We start from the raw sequence: 14,501 nt of genomic DNA, 5'->3' as shown, positions 1-14,501 counted from the left end.
CCAAGCCTAAGGCACCGGGTTTTGACCCGCAATCGCAAAAACCCCGGCGCGCGGGAAGCACCGGGGCCGGGCCGCGATCAGGACGACGGATCTTCATCCTTGGGGCGGTTTTCGACGATCTCGTCGATCAGGCCCCAGTCCTTGGCGTCTTCGGCCGACATGAAGTTGTCCCGCTCCAGCGCATCGACGACCTTCTTCAGCGGCTGGCCGGTATGCTTGACGTAGATCTGGTTCAGCCGGTCCTTCAGCTTCTGCGTCTCCTGCGCGTGAATCATGATGTCCGTGGCCTGGCCCTGGTAGCCGCCCGACGGCTGGTGGACCATCACCCGGCTGTTGGGCAGCGAGAAGCGCATCCCGGACTCGCCCGCGGTCAGCAGGAGCGATCCCATGGACGCGGCCTGGCCTACCACCAGCGTACTGACCGGCGGCTTGATGTATTGCATGGTGTCGTAGATCGACAGACCGCTGGTGACGACGCCACCGGGGCTGTTGATATACATCGAGATTTCCTTTTTCGGGTTCTCGGCTTCCAGGTGCAGCAGCTGTGCCACGATCAGCGACGACATGCCGTCATGGACCGGGCCGGACAGGAAGATGATGCGCTCTTTCAGCAGGCGCGAGAAGATGTCGTAGGCCCGCTCGCCCCGGCTGGTCTGTTCGACCACCATGGGGACCAGGTTCATGTAATGCTCATAGGGGTCGTGCATAAAAACTGCCTCGGGATGCTTATGGTTGGGAGTACGCCGTTCTGGTTGACTGAGTCTTAGTATCGCGTCCCAGCCGCCGCAAGGGCACGAGGTTTTTACCGCGGGGCCGCGCACCGGCCTGCGGATCGCGGCGCTGCCGCGGCGTCAGGCGGCCGCCCGCAAGACCTCGACCAGCGTCGCGCGGTCCAGCGCCACGGGATTGCCCTTCATCGACGACGATTCCGCCGCCGCCTGCGCCACCGAGTCGAATTGCCCGGCGTCCAGTCCCATGTCGCCAAGCGTCGGCAATCCTTGCGCGCGGGACCAGTCGGCCAGGTCCTGGCCGTCCAGCGCGGTGTCGATCCAGCCCTGCACCTCGGCCATGCGAGCGGCCATGTCCCCGTCCAGCCGGGCGGAATTGGCGCGCAGGATATGGGGCAGCAGCGCGCCGCAGACGGCACCGTGGGGCGCGGGGCTGACACCGCCGATGGGCCCGGCAAGGCCGTGGACCGCACCCAGACCAGCATTGGCCAGCGCGAGGCCCCCCGAAAGGCTGACATAGGCCAGCGCATCGCGGGCGTCGGGGTTCTCACCCTCCATCAGCCGGACCAGGGCTTGAAGTCCCATGGGAATCGCCGCGCGGCACAGCGCGTCGGTCAGCGGGTTGGCCTTGGTGCTGAGATAGGGCTCGATGACCTGCGTCACCGCGTCCAGCCCGCTGGCCAGGGTCACGGATTTCGGGCAGCCATCCGTCAGGGCCGGATCGACGATCGCCATGTCGGCAAGCATCCGGTCGTCGCGCAGGCTGACCTTGCGCCCGGCATCGGGCACACCGATCACCGCGTTTTTCGTGACCTCGGCCCCGGTGCCTGCCGTCGTCGGCAGCGCGACGAAGGGCAGCGGCGCCGCTTCAAGCGGCAGGCCCTTGCCCACGACTTCAAGGTGATCCATCAGGTCGCGCGTCGCCGGGACCAGCGCGGCGATGGCCTTGCCCGCGTCGATGACCGCGCCGCCGCCAAGGCTGACCACCACCTGCGCACCCGCAGAGCGCGCGGCCTCGACGCCCGCCTGCACCATGGCTACGTCCGGCTCGCCTGAGACCGAAAAACGCGCCACCGTGCAGCCCCTGGCGTCAAGCGCGTCGGCCAGCCAGTCGGACCGCGCGGGCGTGCCGCCGCCCACCAGCAGGACCCGTTTGCCCAGCGTCGCGATGGACGCCGCACTGTCGCGGGCGATGCCGCGACCGAACTGGATCTGGGATGCCGTGCGGAATGTGAAAATGTTCATGGGATCTCCGGCCTGTTTTGCGCTGGGGCCATCACATAGCGCGCCGCCCGGCCGCTTCATCCGTCGCGGGAGACCCACGTCACGAAGCCCAAGCCAGACCGCCTCGCCCGACGCGACCTTCGGGCTAGCTTGCCCCCCCATGACCCAGGACTTCATCCCCACCCGCGCCGCCGGGCTCGAGCGGCTGCACGCCTTCCTGCCCGATGCCGGTGCATCCTATGCCCAGCGCCGCAATTTCGACCGTCCCGACGGCGTGTCGCAACTGTCGCCCTGGCTGCGCCACCGTCTGGTGTCCGAGCCCGAGGTCCTGCGCGCGGTGCTGGACGTGCACGGGTCCGACTCGGCCGAAAAGTTCATCCAGGAAGTCGTGTGGCGCAGCTATTTCAAGGGGTGGCTCGAACTGCGCCCGGAGATCTGGGACGATTACCGGACCGGGGTCGACGCCGCCCGCAACAGGCTGGCCACCGAAAGCGGCCTGCGCAAGGGGTGGGAGCAGGCCTGCGCGGGTGCGACCGGTATCGATTGTTTCGACCATTGGGCGGGGCAGCTGACCGACACCGGCTGGCTGCACAACCACGCACGCATGTGGTTCGCGTCGATCTGGATCTTCACCCTGCGCCTGCCGTGGCAGCTTGGGGCGGATTTCTTCCTGCGCCAGTTGCTCGACGGCGATCCGGCCTCCAACACGTGCTCGTGGCGCTGGGTGGCGGGGCTGCACACGCGCGGAAAGCACTACGTGGCGCGCGCCGACAACATCAGGCGCTTCTCGGGCGGGCAATTCGACCCCAAGGGCGAGCTGAACGAAGATCCCGCCCCGCTGGACGGTCCTCCCTTGCCCGAGCCGCGCGACCTGCCCCCGCCGCAGAAGGTCGATCCCGATCTGCGCAGCGGTCTGCTGCTGACCGAGGAAGACCTGACGCCGGACCTTCCGGACATGGCCTTCGCGGCCAGCGCGACGCTCAGCGGCGCGGCGGGACGCTCGCCCCTGAAGGTCGCGCCGCACGTGCTGGACTTCACCGATCGGGCGCTGGCCGACACCGAAACACGGCTGGACCTGGACGCCGAGCGGCTGGACGACGCCGAATCCCTGACCCGCTGGGCGCAACGCCACGAGCTACAGCAGATCGTCGTCCCCTACGTGCCCACCGGCCCCGCGCGGGATCTGCTGCGGGCCACCGATCTGCCGATCCGGTTCGTGCACCACGCCTACAACCAGGCCGCCTGGCCCCACGCGACGGCGGGGTTCTTCAAGCTGAAGAAGCGCATTCCCGACCTGCTGGACCTGGTCTGAGCGCGGCGCGCGCGGCAAATCCACACTCTCCCCCTGCATCTTGCGGCCAATCGGTCTATTGTCTGTCAGAACGCAGTCATCAGACAGGGGGACCGACCATGGCCGAGACCCAAGAGACCAAGATCCACGACCTGTTCGTCATCGGCGGCGGCATCAACGGCACCGGCATCGCCCGCGACGCCCAGGGCCGCGGCCTGAGCGTCGCACTGGCCGAGATGGGCGACCTGGCGGGCGCCACGTCGTCGAAATCCACCAAGCTCTTCCACGGCGGCCTGCGCTACCTGGAATTCTTCGAGGTGGGACTGGTGAAAAAGGCGCTGGTCGAGCGTGAAACGCTGCTGGAAGCCATGCCCCATATCAGCTGGCCCATGCGCTTCGTGCTGCCCTATTCGCCCGACATGCGGTTCGAGGGCGACACGCCCACCTCGAAGCTGCTGAACACGGTGATGCCCTGGATGAAGGGCCGCCGCCCCGCCTGGCTGATCCGGCTGGGATTGTTCATGTACGACAACCTGGGCGGGCGCAAATACCTGCCGGGCACCAAGACGCTGGACCTGACAACCGCGCCCGAGGGCAAGCCGATCAGCGACCGATTCAAGAAGGCCTATGAGTACAGCGATTGCTGGGTCGAGGATTCGCGCCTGGTCACGCTCAACGCCCGCGACGCCGAAGAACGCGGCGCGCGCATCATGACCCGCACCAAGGTCCTGTCGGCCGAGCGGCGCGACGGGCTGTGGGAGATCACGCTGGAAGACATCGAGACCGGCGCGCAGGAAACGGTCCGCGCCCGCGGTTTGGTGAATGCGGGCGGGCCATGGGTCGAAAACGTGGTGAAGAACACGGTGCGCATGAACTCGTCCGAAGGGGTCCGGCTGGTGCGCGGGTCGCATATCGTCACCAGGAAGCTCTACGATCACGGCAAGTGCTATTTCTTCCAGGGCGAAGACGGGCGCATCATCTTCGCCATCCCCTACGAGACGGATTTCACCCTGATCGGCACCACCGACAAGGACCACGGCCACGATCCCAGCGTGAAGCCCGAATGCACCCCCGAAGAGGCGCAGTACCTGTGCGACTTCGCGTCGAACTACTTCGAGAAGCCGGTGACCCGCGACGACATCGTCTGGACCTATTCCGGCGTGCGCCCACTCTACGATGACGGGGCCAAGTCGGCCACGGCAGCCACCCGCGACTACGTTCTGTCGCTGGACGCGGGCCCCGCCACCGATGGCGGTCGCGGTTCCGAGCCGCCGCTTCTGAACGTCTTCGGCGGCAAGATCACGACCTATCGCAAGCTGGCCGAACAGGCGATTGCGAAGCTCAAGCCCTTCTACGCCAACCTGCCCGGCGACTGGACCGCGGGCATCCCCCTGCCCGGCGGCGATTTTCCGGTGGACGGCGTGGCCAAGCTGACCGCAGATCTGAAAAAGGCCTATCCCTTCCTGGGCGACTACCACGCCGCGCGCCTGATCCGCGCCTACGGGACCGAGGCCAAGCTGGTCTGCGGCGATGCCACGTCGATGGACGGCCTGGGCCGCGCGTTCGGCGGCACCCTGACGGAAGCCGAAGTGCGCTGGCTCATGGAGCACGAATACGCCCGCACCGCCGAAGACGTGGTCTGGCGCCGCACCAAGCTGGGCCTGCGGATGAGCGACGACGAGATCGCCGCGCTGGACGACTGGATGCGCGACGCGCGGGCGGGCCGGCAGGCCGCCTGATCCGCCGGGCGGCCCCGTCCCCCGCGCGGGGCTTGCCCCCGCGGACGCCCCGCGCCACGTTGTCCCACGACACCAGACACGAGGATCCCATGACCCACATCCTGGCCATCGACCAAGGCACCACTTCGACCCGCGCGATCCTGTTCGACGCCGACATGCAGGTGACCGCCACCGCGCAGGAGGAATTCGAGCAACATTTCCCCGCCAGCGGTTGGGTCGAACACGACGCCTCGGATCTGTGGACCACCACGGCCGCCACCTGCCGCGGCGTGATCGAAAAGGCCGGGATCGGGGCCGACGCCATCGACGCCATCGGCATCACCAACCAGCGCGAAACCGTCGTGGTCTGGGAAAAGGACACCGGGCGCGCCATCCACAAGGCCATCGTCTGGCAGGACCGCCGCACCTCCGAGATCTGCCAGCAGCTGAAATCGGACGGCCACGAAAGCATGGTGACCGCCAAGACGGGCCTGCTGCTCGACCCCTATTTCTCGGGCACCAAGCTGAAATGGATCCTCGACAACGTGGACGGTGCGCGCGACCGGGCCCGCAACGGCGAGCTTCTGTTCGGCACCGTCGACACCTTCCTGATCTGGAAGCTAACCGGCGGCGCGTCCCACGTCACCGACGCCACCAATGCCTGCCGCACCCTGCTTTACGACATCCACAAGGGGCGCTGGTCCACCACCATCGCCGAGCTTCTGGACATTCCACTGGAAATGCTGCCCGAAGTGCGCGACTGCGCGTCGGATTTCGGCATGACCCGGCCCGACCTTTTCGGGCGGGAGATCCCCATCCTGGGCGTGGCGGGCGATCAGCAGGCCGCCGCCATCGGCCAGGCGTGCTTCCGGCCCGGAATGCTGAAATCCACCTACGGCACCGGCTGTTTCGCTTTGCTCAACACTGGCGACACGGCGGTAGCGTCGGAAAACCGGCTGCTGACGACGATCGCCTACCAGTTCGACGGCACGCCCACCTATTGCCTGGAAGGCTCGATCTTCATCGCGGGCGCCGTGGTCCAATGGCTGCGCGACGGGCTGAAGATCATCCGCGAAGCGAAAGAAACGCAGCCGCTGGCCGAGAAAGCCGACGAAAACCAGGACGTGGTGCTGGTCCCCGCCTTCACCGGCCTCGGCGCGCCTTATTGGAACGCCGATTGCCGCGGCGCGATCTTCGGGCTCACGCGCAATTCCGGCCCCGCGGAATTCGCCAAGGCGGCGCTGGAATCGGTGGGCTACCAGACCCGTGACCTGCTGGAAGCGATGCAGGCCGACTGGTCCGAAGGCGAGGCGCAGACCCTGCGCGTGGACGGCGGCATGAGTGCGTCGGACTGGGCCATGCAGTTCCTCAGCGACATCATCGGCGCCAAGGTGGACCGGCCGAAGGTGCTGGAAACCACGGCTCTGGGGGTCGCCTGGCTGGCCGGATCGCGCGCGGGGCTCTACCCCGACATGGACGGCTTCGCCGACAGGTGGCGCATCGACAAGACCTTCCATCCCGACATGGACGACCGCACCCGCGCGTCGAAATACGATCGCTGGCAGCGCGCCGTGCAGGCGACCATGGGGGTCTGAGCGGAGGCGCCACCGGCGCGCGGCCTCGCGGCTTCATCTTTCCCGAAACACCTCGGGGTCCGGGGCAGCGCCCCGGCGCCCTCCCCCCCTCGCACCCGCGCCGATATCTTTCGCCGGCCCCCTTGTGCCAGCCCTCGGCGCACCCGATGTAGGCGATCAGTCACGGGCCCCGGGCCCCTCTGGCGGGTGGCCGGTCACCCGTGATGTCGGGGCCGCCTTCACCATGCGACCGGCGTTTCGGATGGCTTCATCATGACATTTCTTGCACTGGGCATCGGCCTGGTTTTCCTGGTCGCGGGCGGCGAGCTGCTGGTGCGCGGCGCCGTGGCACTGGCGGCCCGCTTCGGCGTCTCGCCCTTGCTGATCGGCCTGACCGTCGTGGGTTTCGGCACCTCGACGCCCGAGCTCGTCACGTCGATCCAGGCCGCGTTGGCGGGCTCGCCGGGCATCGCCGTCGGCAACGTGGTCGGCTCGAACATCGCCAATATCCTGCTGATCCTCGGCGTGTCTGCCGTGCTTCTTCCCGTCATCGTGTCGCCCGCCGCCTTCCGGCGCGACGGGCTGGCGCTGATCGCCGCGACCATCGCCGTCGTGATCCTGAGCCAGCTGGGCACGCTGTCACGCCCCGTCGGGCTGGCGCTGATCGGCGGGCTGATCGCCTATATCACGCTGGCCTATCTGGGCGAGCGGACCCGGACCGAAACAGCCGCCCCCCTGCCCAACATGGGCGACGAGCCCGCCCAGCCGGGCGTCCTGCTGTCGATCGTGCTGGCCGTGGGTGGCATCGCGCTGACCGTCTGGGGGGCGTCGCTCCTGGTGGGCGCGGCCGTGGCGCTGGCCGAACGCTGGGGCGTGTCGGACGCGATCATCGGGCTGACCATCGTCGCCGTGGGCACGTCGTTGCCCGAGCTGGTGACGTCGATCATGGCCGCGTTGCGCCGCCAGGGCGACCTGGCCTTCGGCAACGTGGTCGGATCGAACATCTACAACCTGCTCGGCATCCTGGGCACGACGGCGCTGGTCAAGCCCATCGCCATGCCCGACAGCATCGCCGCCTTCGATGTCTGGGTGATGCTGGCCGTGACCGTGGCGCTGGGCTGGGTCGCCGTGACGGGCTGGAAGATCACCCGCGGCGAAGGCGCGCTGCTGCTGGCGGGCTACGCAGGCTACCTGGCATTCCTGGTGCAGGGCGCGGTCTGACCCGCAAGGAAAACGGCACCGCGAGTCGCCCCCGCGGTGCCGGTTGTCGGTCGTGTCGCCGGTCTCAGAGCTTCTTGAGAAGCTCGTTCACCGATTCCTTCGCGTCGCCATAGAACATCCGCGTGTTCTCCTTGTAGAAGAGCGGGTTCTCGATGCCCGAATAGCCGGTGCCCGAGCCGCGCTTCGACACGAAGACCTGGTTGGCCTCCCACACGTGCAGCACCGGCATCCCCGCGATGGGCGAGCCCGGATCGTCATTGGCCGCCGGGTTCACGATGTCGTTCGAGCCGATGACGATGACCACGTCGGTATCCTTGAAGTCGTCGTTGATCTCGTCCATCTCGAGCACGATATCGTAGGGCACCTTGGCCTCGGCCAGCAGCACGTTCATGTGGCCGGGCAGACGGCCCGCGACCGGGTGGATGGCAAAGCGCACCTTCTTTCCGGCGTCGCGCAGCTTCTTGGTCAGCTCGCTGACCGCCTGCTGCGCTTGCGCGACCGCCATGCCGTAGCCCGGCACGATGATGACGCTGTCGGCATCCTGCAGCGCATCGGCCACGCCGTCGGCGTCGATGGCGACCATTTCACCGTCGATGTCCTGGCTGCCGCCGCTGCTTTCGCCGCCCCAGCCGCCCAGGATCACGCTGACGAAGGACCGGTTCATGCCCTTGCACATGATGTAGGACAGGATCGCACCGGATGAGCCCACCAGCGCGCCGGTCACGATCAACAGATCGTTTTCCAGCGTGAAGCCGATCGCCGCCGCGGCCCAGCCCGAGTAGCTGTTCAGCATCGACACCACCACCGGCATGTCGGCGCCGCCGATGCCCATGATCAGGTGATAGCCGATGAAGCCCGCGATGATCGCGACCAGCACGGGCGCCCAGATGCCCGCCCCGTTGTAGTAGAGGATCCCGAGGATCAGGCAGGCGATGACCGATCCCAGGTTCAGCATGTGCCCGCCGGGCAGCTGGCTGGACTTGCCGTCCACCTTGCCCGCCAGCTTGCCGAAGGCGATGATCGAGCCGGTGAAGGTCACGGCACCGATGAAGATGCCCAGGAAGACCTCGACCTTCAGGATCGCGATCTCGACCGTGTCCTTGTTCCACAGCTTTTCACCGAAGCCGGTGAGGCCCGCGTCCTCGAGGCTCATGCCGCTGTCGCGCATGGCACTGACGGCGCCCAGCATGATGTCGGCGTTGAGCCCGATGAACACGGCCGCGAGGCCCACGAACGAATGCAGCGCCGCCACCAGCTGCGGCATCTCGGTCATCTGCACCTTGCCCGCGATGAACCAGCCCGCGAAGCCGCCCGCGGCGACCGCCACCAAGATGATGAGCAGGTTCTGCACGCCCGGCCCGAACACGGTCGCGAACACGGCCAGCGCCATGCCGACGATGCCGTACCAGATGGCGCGCTTGGCGCTTTCCTCGTCCTTCAGACCGCCCAGGGCCAGAATGAACAGGATGGTGGCGACGATATAGGCCGCCGATTGGATACCCAGTCCGATCATGATGGTCCCCTTACGATTTGACGAACATCGACAGCATCCGGCGCGTCACCAAAAAGCCCCCGACGATGTTGATGGATGCGATGAGCACCGACACGAAGCTCAGGATCACGACGATCCAGTTGCCCGACCCGATCTGCAGAAGCGCGCCCAGGATGACGATGCCAGAGACGGCGTTGGTCACGGCCATGAGCGGCGTGTGAAGGCTGTGCGCCACGCCCCAGATCACCTGGAAGCCCACGAAACAGGCCAGCGCGAAGACGATGAAGTGGCTCATGAAGCTCTCGGGCGCCACGGCGCCGACCAGCAGCAGCAGGACGCCGCCCGCGGCCAGCATGCCCACCTGTTGCTGGGTCTGCTTCTTGAACGCCTCGGCCTCTTCGGCGGCCTTTTCCTCGGCCGTCTTCTTCTTCGGCTTCTCGGATTTCTGCTCTTTCTTGGGGGACGGGCTTTCGCGCTTGGGCGGTGGCCACGTCACCTCGCCACCATGGGCGATGGTGCTGTCGCGGATCACCTGGTCTTCCATGTTATGCACGATCTGGCCGTCCTTTTCGGGCGTCAGATCGGCCATCATGTGCCGCACGTTGGTGGAATAGAGCGTCGAGGACTGCTTGGCCATCCGGCTGGGGAAATCGGTATAGCCGATGATGGTGACGTTGTTGTCGGTGACGATCTTCTCGTCCTTGACGGTCATCTTGCAGTTGCCGCCCTTCTCGGCGGCCAGGTCCACGATCACCGAGCCGGGCTTCATGGCCTTGACCATGTCCTCGGTCCAGAGCTCGGGCGCTTCGCGGTTGGGGATCAGCGCCGTTGTGATGACGATGTCCATGTCCGGCGCCATTTCGCGGAACTTGGCCAGCTGCGCCTCGCGGAACTCGGGGCTGGAGGGCTTGGCATACCCACCCTCGCCCGCGCCGTCATCCTCGCCCTCGAAGTCGAGATAGACGAACTCGGCGCCCATGGACTCGACCTGCTCGGCCACTTCGGGGCGCACGTCGAAGGCGTAGGTGATGGCGCCCAGCGACGTGGCGGCACCGATGGCGGCCAGGCCCGCGACGCCCGCGCCCACCACCAGGATCTTGGCCGGCGGCACCTTGCCCGCGGCGGTCACCTGGCCGGTCATGAAGCTGCCGAAGTTGTTGGCCGCCTCGATCACGGCGCGGTAGCCCGCGATATTGGCCATGGACGACAGCGCGTCCATCTTCTGCGCGCGGCTGATGCGCGGCACCATGTCCATGGCGATGACCGATGCGCCCTTGTCGGCGGCGCGCTTCATCAGGTCCTCGTTTTCGGCCGGATAGAAGAACGAGATCAGCGTCTGGCCTTCGCGCAGCATGTCCACTTCTTCTTCGGAGGGCGGTCGCACCTTGGCGATCACGTCGGCCTGGTCGAAGACCGCCTGCTTGCTGTCCAGAACCTCGACGCCTGCGTCGCGGTAAAGGTCATCGGCGAAGTCCGCCTTGGCGCCCGCCCCTGCCTGGATCACGCATTCATGGCCCAGCTTTTGCAGTTGCGCCGCCGAGGCGGGCGTCATCGCGACGCGCGCCTCGCTGTCCTGGTGTTCGCCGATTACGCCGAATTTCATCTCCGCCCTCTCCTTGTGCGCCTTGCTGTCCCGTCAACGAAGCTGACTAGCCTGCGCAATAATATTTCGCAAGCAGCCCACCGCGCGAAACCTTTTCAACCCTTACAACCACCGCCTGACCCGCCTGGCCCAGCTTTCATAGGCCGGTCCAAACGCGCGTGTCAGGCGTTTCTCTTCGGGGATGATAAAGCGTCGCGTCAGGATGACCAGCAGAAGCGGCAGAAGGAGCAGTCCCAGAACCGCCCCGCTCCAGGCGACGGCACCGGCCAGGATCATCATGTCGCCCAGATAGATCGGGTTGCGCGAGAACAGGAACGGCCCGCCCGTCACCAGCGCCGACGGCATCCGGTGCGGGATCGGCGTCGTGCGCGCGCGCACCATCCAGACCACCGACCAGAGCATGAGCGCCAGTCCCAGCACGATCAGGCACACCCCAAGCGCATCCCAGACCCGGCCTTCGATTTGCGGCCCGCCCTCGCCCAGCACCCACAGCGCCAGCAGATGCGCGGCCAGCCAGTTCGGCGGAATGTCGATCCAGCGCATCGGTGTCTTGCCTTCCATGCGATCTGCTCTCACCTTCGGGGTCATGTCGCGGCCACCCTAGCCGCCTTCAGTCGGAGTGCACCATGCCGGATCTCAGCGGACAGCACGCCATCGTCACGGGCGGTGGCAGCGGTATCGGTCTGGCCATCGCGCAAGCCCTCGCGGGTGCGGGCGCGGAAGTGACGATCACCGGTAGGCGGAAACAGGCGCTTCAGGACGCCGCGGACGCGACGCCCGGCCTGCACCCGCTGGTCATGGACGTGACCGACGAGGCAGCCGTCGTGGACGGCTTCGCCCAGGCGGTTGCGGCGCGCGGGCCGATCGCGATCTGCGTGGCGAACGCGGGCATCGCCGAGGGGCGCAGCCTGCACAAGATGGACCTGGCCTTCTGGCGCAAGATCCTGGCCACCAATCTGGACGGCGTGTTCCTGACCCTGCGCGAAGCGTTGAAGACCATGCGCGACGTGCCCGCGGGCCGGGTCATCGCGATCAGCTCGATCGCGGGCGTGCGCGGCCTGCGCGGGGCCCCTGCCTACTCGGCATCCAAGCACGGCGTCATCGGCCTGATCCGCGGCCTGAGCGAGGATTACATGGGCGGCCACATCACCTTCAACGCGATCTGTCCCGGCTACGTGGACACCGATATCGTCACGCGCAACACCGCCGAGATATCCGAGCGGACGGGGATGGGGGAAGACGAGGCGCGCCAGACGATGATTCGCGCCAATCGGCACAAGCGGCTGATGGAGGTGTCCGAAATCGCCGCCGCCGCGCTGTGGCTCTGCGATTCCGCGTCCAAAAGCGTCAACGGCCAGTGCATCGAGATCAGCGGCGGCCAGACCTAGTTGTTGAGAACCGTGCCACGGCGCGGACAGACGACCGTTTCGTCGCCGATCCGCCAGCGCACCGGCCAGGTTTGGCGCCCCCCCTCGGGCTTGGGCGTGTAAAGCTCGAAATGCAGGTGGGGCTCAGCCGAAAATCCGGTATTGCCCGACAGCGCCAGCACGTCGCCCGCGCGCACATCCTGTCCCGGCACCACCCGCGCGCTGTCGAACGCCAGGTGCGCGTAGGCCGCGACCGAGCCGTCGGCGTGCTGCACCAGCACCTTGTTGTCGTCATTGATGAAGCGCTGCGACGGGCCGCCGCGCTGGCTGTCCCTCTTCGTGAAGATCACGCGCCCCGCCCGTGCGGCATGGACCTGGGTGCCGATGGGCATGGCGAAATCAATGGACTGGCCCAGCTCACCGCGATGGGAAAACCAGCCGTCGCAGCCTTGTAAGACGGGCAGCGCGGCCCCGCGGAAGGGCAGAGCATAGGTCGCGCGCGGATCCGGGCGCGCCCGGAAATCGCCGGGCATCCAGCTATAGTCGTAGGTGAATTCTGATGCTCCGCGCCCGCGCGGCGTCAGGATAAAGAGCTGGCGCGCCTTGCCGGGGGCCAGGACGGCTTGGCCGGTGCCTTCCGCGTCCAGGTTGTCCAGCCGCAAGGCCAGCGAAACGGTGATCGGCGTGTTGCGCGCGGTGTTGCGCGCGGTCAGGATCGTCGTCTCGCCGCGGGTCGCGGTGTCGATACACAGCACCTCGAAACACTGGTTGCGCGTCTGGGCGTCCGCCGACGGCAGGCCAAGCGCCAGCGCGAACGCGGTCAGGCAGAGGAAGCTCAGCGCCTTTATCGGATTTTCCCCCATGCTGTGCTATCTGTCAGCGGTGCCCATTCGGGCCGTGGAGGGCAAGTGCGAATGAAATCCGCGATCGCAATCGTGATGATGAGCGCCGGGGCAGCGCTAGCCCAGGGCGACGACGCCAGCATGCGCGACCTGGCCGCGAAGGCCGGGATCGGCGGCATCGGGCTGTCCGCCTGTTCCGACGTGACCGGGGCCGAGAACGCGCCCCTGCTGGCGCAGGCCGGCGATTGGCTGCTGGGCTACATGGCCGGGCGGATCGACGCGGGCGAAATGCTGGTCGAGGACGAGCCCCTGTCGGCGGCGTCCTCCATCGACATCGTGACGTCCATCGCCACCTTCTGCGCCGAGAACCCCGATGCCACCGTGCTGGCCGCCGCACGCCGCTACGGCGGACGCGTGTTCGGGACGGAGCCGGTGCGCCGCGCCTTCGAGATCGCGCCGTCGGTCGTCAAACGGCCCGAAAGCCGCCCCGAAACGGACGACACCGCGGAAGCGGATGTCGACGAGCAGGCGTCAGGCGATCTGCCGGACTGACTGCGGCGCCTTGCGGGCGGCCCACGCGCGCACCGCATCGCCGAAGGCCGCGAAGAGCGGGCGCGACACGGGATCTTCGGCCGCGCGGTACTCGGGGTGCCACTGCACCGCCAGCGTGAAACCCGGCGCGTCGGCGACGTAAGCCGCCTCGTGGGTGCCGTCGGGCGCGTGGCCGTCGATGACGAAGCGCGCGCCCGGCTGCTTGATGCCCTGCCCGTGCAGCGTGTTGGTCATGACCTCGCGGGCACCCATCAGCCGGTGGAACGGCCCGCCTTCGGTGAAGGTAACGGTATGGCGCAGGGCGAATTTCTCTTCGATGGTGCCGTCGGGGGGCATGCGGTGGTTCATGCGCCCCGGCAATTCGCGGATCTCGGGGTGCAGCGTGCTGCCCATGGCGACCGCGACCTCCTGGAAACCGCGGCAGACGCCCAGGATCGGCTGGCCCGCCGCGACGCAGGCCTGGATCAGCGGCAGCGCGATGCGGTCGCGGTTGCGGTCGAAATCGCCATGGGCGGGGGTCGGCGTCTCGCCGTATTCCTCGGGGTGCACGTTGGGCCTGCCACCGGTGAAGAGGAAGCCGTCGCAGGTGTCCATCAATTCTGCCACGCTGACGATCGCGGGATCGCTGGGGATGATCAGCGGCACGGCGCCCGTGACCTGCGACACGGCTTCGCTGTTCATCCGACCGCCGCCGTGGATTTCGTAGCTGTCGTTGATCAGGTGGTGGTTCCCGATGATGCCGACGATGGGGCGCCTCATGCCAGTCCTCCTTGCCATGGCGGTTGATAACAGAGCGTCCGGGATGCGCCAAGCCGGACCACCGCCCGGCAAGGCACCTGCGCCAGGTTGGTATCTTCGGATGGATGAAGACAAGCGCGCAGGGTTTTGA

General features: G+C 67.3%; 13 protein-coding genes. 6 read left to right on the top strand and 7 right to left on the bottom strand.

All coding sequences use genetic code 11. From position 1 onward, the window contains the following. Positions 1–77: 77 nt before the first annotated feature. Positions 78–707: an ATP-dependent Clp protease proteolytic subunit gene (locus ILP92_RS08660; RefSeq protein ID WP_198915980.1), complete on the bottom strand. Its 630-nt coding sequence runs from the start codon at positions 705–707 to the stop codon at positions 78–80. A gap of 144 nt (positions 708–851) precedes the next feature. Then, entirely contained in the window at positions 852–1,973 is a 1,122-nt protein-coding gene (locus ILP92_RS08655) for an iron-containing alcohol dehydrogenase (protein ID WP_198915979.1), read from the bottom strand. Between the two features lie 139 nt (positions 1,974–2,112). Here ILP92_RS08655 and ILP92_RS08650 point away from each other — a divergent pair, with 139 nt between their 5' ends. From ILP92_RS08650 to ILP92_RS08635, 4 genes are all read left to right on the top strand, one after another. Further along, entirely contained in the window at positions 2,113–3,264 is a 1,152-nt protein-coding gene (locus ILP92_RS08650; protein ID WP_198915978.1) for an FAD-binding domain-containing protein, read from the top strand. A gap of 98 nt (positions 3,265–3,362) precedes the next feature. Beyond that, entirely contained in the window at positions 3,363–4,982 is a 1,620-nt protein-coding gene (gene glpD / locus ILP92_RS08645) for a glycerol-3-phosphate dehydrogenase (RefSeq protein ID WP_198915977.1), read from the top strand. An 89-nt stretch (positions 4,983–5,071) separates the two neighbouring features. Beyond that, positions 5,072–6,556, top strand: coding sequence for a glycerol kinase GlpK (glpK, locus tag ILP92_RS08640; RefSeq protein ID WP_198915976.1), 1,485 nt, complete (start codon positions 5,072–5,074; stop codon positions 6,554–6,556). 252 nt (positions 6,557–6,808) lie between these two features. Beyond that, entirely contained in the window at positions 6,809–7,756 is a 948-nt protein-coding gene (locus ILP92_RS08635) for a calcium/sodium antiporter (RefSeq protein ID WP_198915975.1), read from the top strand. 64 nt (positions 7,757–7,820) lie between these two features. Here ILP92_RS08635 and ILP92_RS08630 read toward each other — a convergent pair whose 3' ends face one another. The 3 genes from ILP92_RS08630 to ILP92_RS08620 form a co-directional block, all read right to left on the bottom strand. Continuing rightward, positions 7,821–9,266 carry an NAD(P)(+) transhydrogenase (Re/Si-specific) subunit beta gene (locus ILP92_RS08630; RefSeq protein WP_198916024.1) on the bottom strand — a complete coding sequence of 482 codons (1,446 nt, stop codon included), beginning with the start codon at positions 9,264–9,266 and terminating at the stop codon, positions 7,821–7,823. A gap of 13 nt (positions 9,267–9,279) precedes the next feature. Next, entirely contained in the window at positions 9,280–10,851 is a 1,572-nt protein-coding gene (locus ILP92_RS08625) for a Re/Si-specific NAD(P)(+) transhydrogenase subunit alpha (protein ID WP_198915974.1), read from the bottom strand. A gap of 102 nt (positions 10,852–10,953) precedes the next feature. Further along, positions 10,954–11,439, bottom strand: a complete 486-nt coding sequence (locus ILP92_RS08620) for a methyltransferase family protein (RefSeq protein ID WP_235971240.1) — start codon at positions 11,437–11,439, stop codon at positions 10,954–10,956. 38 nt (positions 11,440–11,477) lie between these two features. Here ILP92_RS08620 and ILP92_RS08615 point away from each other — a divergent pair, with 38 nt between their 5' ends. Continuing rightward, positions 11,478–12,239, top strand: coding sequence for an SDR family NAD(P)-dependent oxidoreductase (locus ILP92_RS08615; protein WP_198915973.1), 762 nt, complete (start codon positions 11,478–11,480; stop codon positions 12,237–12,239). Here the strand turns inward: ILP92_RS08615 and ILP92_RS08610 are convergent. Next, the gene (locus ILP92_RS08610; RefSeq protein WP_198915972.1) at positions 12,236–13,081 is read right to left on the bottom strand and encodes a M23 family metallopeptidase; all 846 of its coding nucleotides are present in this window, start codon (positions 13,079–13,081) and stop codon (positions 12,236–12,238) included. The two genes, ILP92_RS08615 and ILP92_RS08610, sit on opposite strands and share 4 nt — an antisense overlap. 51 nt (positions 13,082–13,132) lie before the next feature. On the opposite strand from ILP92_RS08610, the gene ILP92_RS08605 reads away from it, so the two are divergent. After that, complete coding sequence (locus tag ILP92_RS08605) at positions 13,133–13,612, top strand: hypothetical protein (protein ID WP_198915971.1); 480 nt, start codon at positions 13,133–13,135, stop codon at positions 13,610–13,612. On the opposite strand, the gene ILP92_RS08600 is transcribed toward ILP92_RS08605, so the two are convergent. Beyond that, positions 13,592–14,371 (bottom strand): gamma-glutamyl-gamma-aminobutyrate hydrolase family protein, encoded by a 780-nt coding sequence (locus ILP92_RS08600; RefSeq protein WP_198915970.1) that lies wholly within the window; start codon positions 14,369–14,371, stop codon positions 13,592–13,594. The genes ILP92_RS08605 and ILP92_RS08600 overlap by 21 nt on opposite strands. Positions 14,372–14,501: the final 130 nt, after the last annotated feature.

This window comes from Palleronia pontilimi, assembly GCF_016412875.1.
GTDB classification, from domain to species: Bacteria; Pseudomonadota; Alphaproteobacteria; order Rhodobacterales; family Rhodobacteraceae; genus Palleronia; species Palleronia pontilimi.
Note: the sequence above shows the minus strand (reverse complement) of the source record. Positions and strands in the feature narration are given on the sequence as shown.

What these genes read in the sequence shown, in the direction of transcription:
- glpK (WP_198915976.1), top strand. Translation starts at nt 5,072, where the DNA reads ATGACCCACATCCTGGCCATCGACCAAGGCACCACTTCGACCCGCGCG.
- ILP92_RS08615 (WP_198915973.1), top strand. Translation starts at nt 11,478, where the DNA reads ATGCCGGATCTCAGCGGACAGCACGCCATCGTCACGGGCGGTGGCAGC.
- ILP92_RS08600 (WP_198915970.1), bottom strand. Translation starts at nt 14,371, where the DNA reads ATGAGGCGCCCCATCGTCGGCATCATCGGGAACCACCACCTGATCAAC.
- ILP92_RS08610 (WP_198915972.1), bottom strand. Translation starts at nt 13,081, where the DNA reads ATGGGGGAAAATCCGATAAAGGCGCTGAGCTTCCTCTGCCTGACCGCG.
- ILP92_RS08655 (WP_198915979.1), bottom strand. Translation starts at nt 1,973, where the DNA reads ATGAACATTTTCACATTCCGCACGGCATCCCAGATCCAGTTCGGTCGC.
- glpD (WP_198915977.1), top strand. Translation starts at nt 3,363, where the DNA reads ATGGCCGAGACCCAAGAGACCAAGATCCACGACCTGTTCGTCATCGGC.
- ILP92_RS08605 (WP_198915971.1), top strand. Translation starts at nt 13,133, where the DNA reads ATGAAATCCGCGATCGCAATCGTGATGATGAGCGCCGGGGCAGCGCTA.
- ILP92_RS08660 (WP_198915980.1), bottom strand. Translation starts at nt 707, where the DNA reads ATGCACGACCCCTATGAGCATTACATGAACCTGGTCCCCATGGTGGTC.
- ILP92_RS08650 (WP_198915978.1), top strand. Translation starts at nt 2,113, where the DNA reads ATGACCCAGGACTTCATCCCCACCCGCGCCGCCGGGCTCGAGCGGCTG.
- ILP92_RS08625 (WP_198915974.1), bottom strand. Translation starts at nt 10,851, where the DNA reads ATGAAATTCGGCGTAATCGGCGAACACCAGGACAGCGAGGCGCGCGTC.
- ILP92_RS08620 (WP_235971240.1), bottom strand. Translation starts at nt 11,439, where the DNA reads ATGACCCCGAAGGTGAGAGCAGATCGCATGGAAGGCAAGACACCGATG.
- ILP92_RS08635 (WP_198915975.1), top strand. Translation starts at nt 6,809, where the DNA reads ATGACATTTCTTGCACTGGGCATCGGCCTGGTTTTCCTGGTCGCGGGC.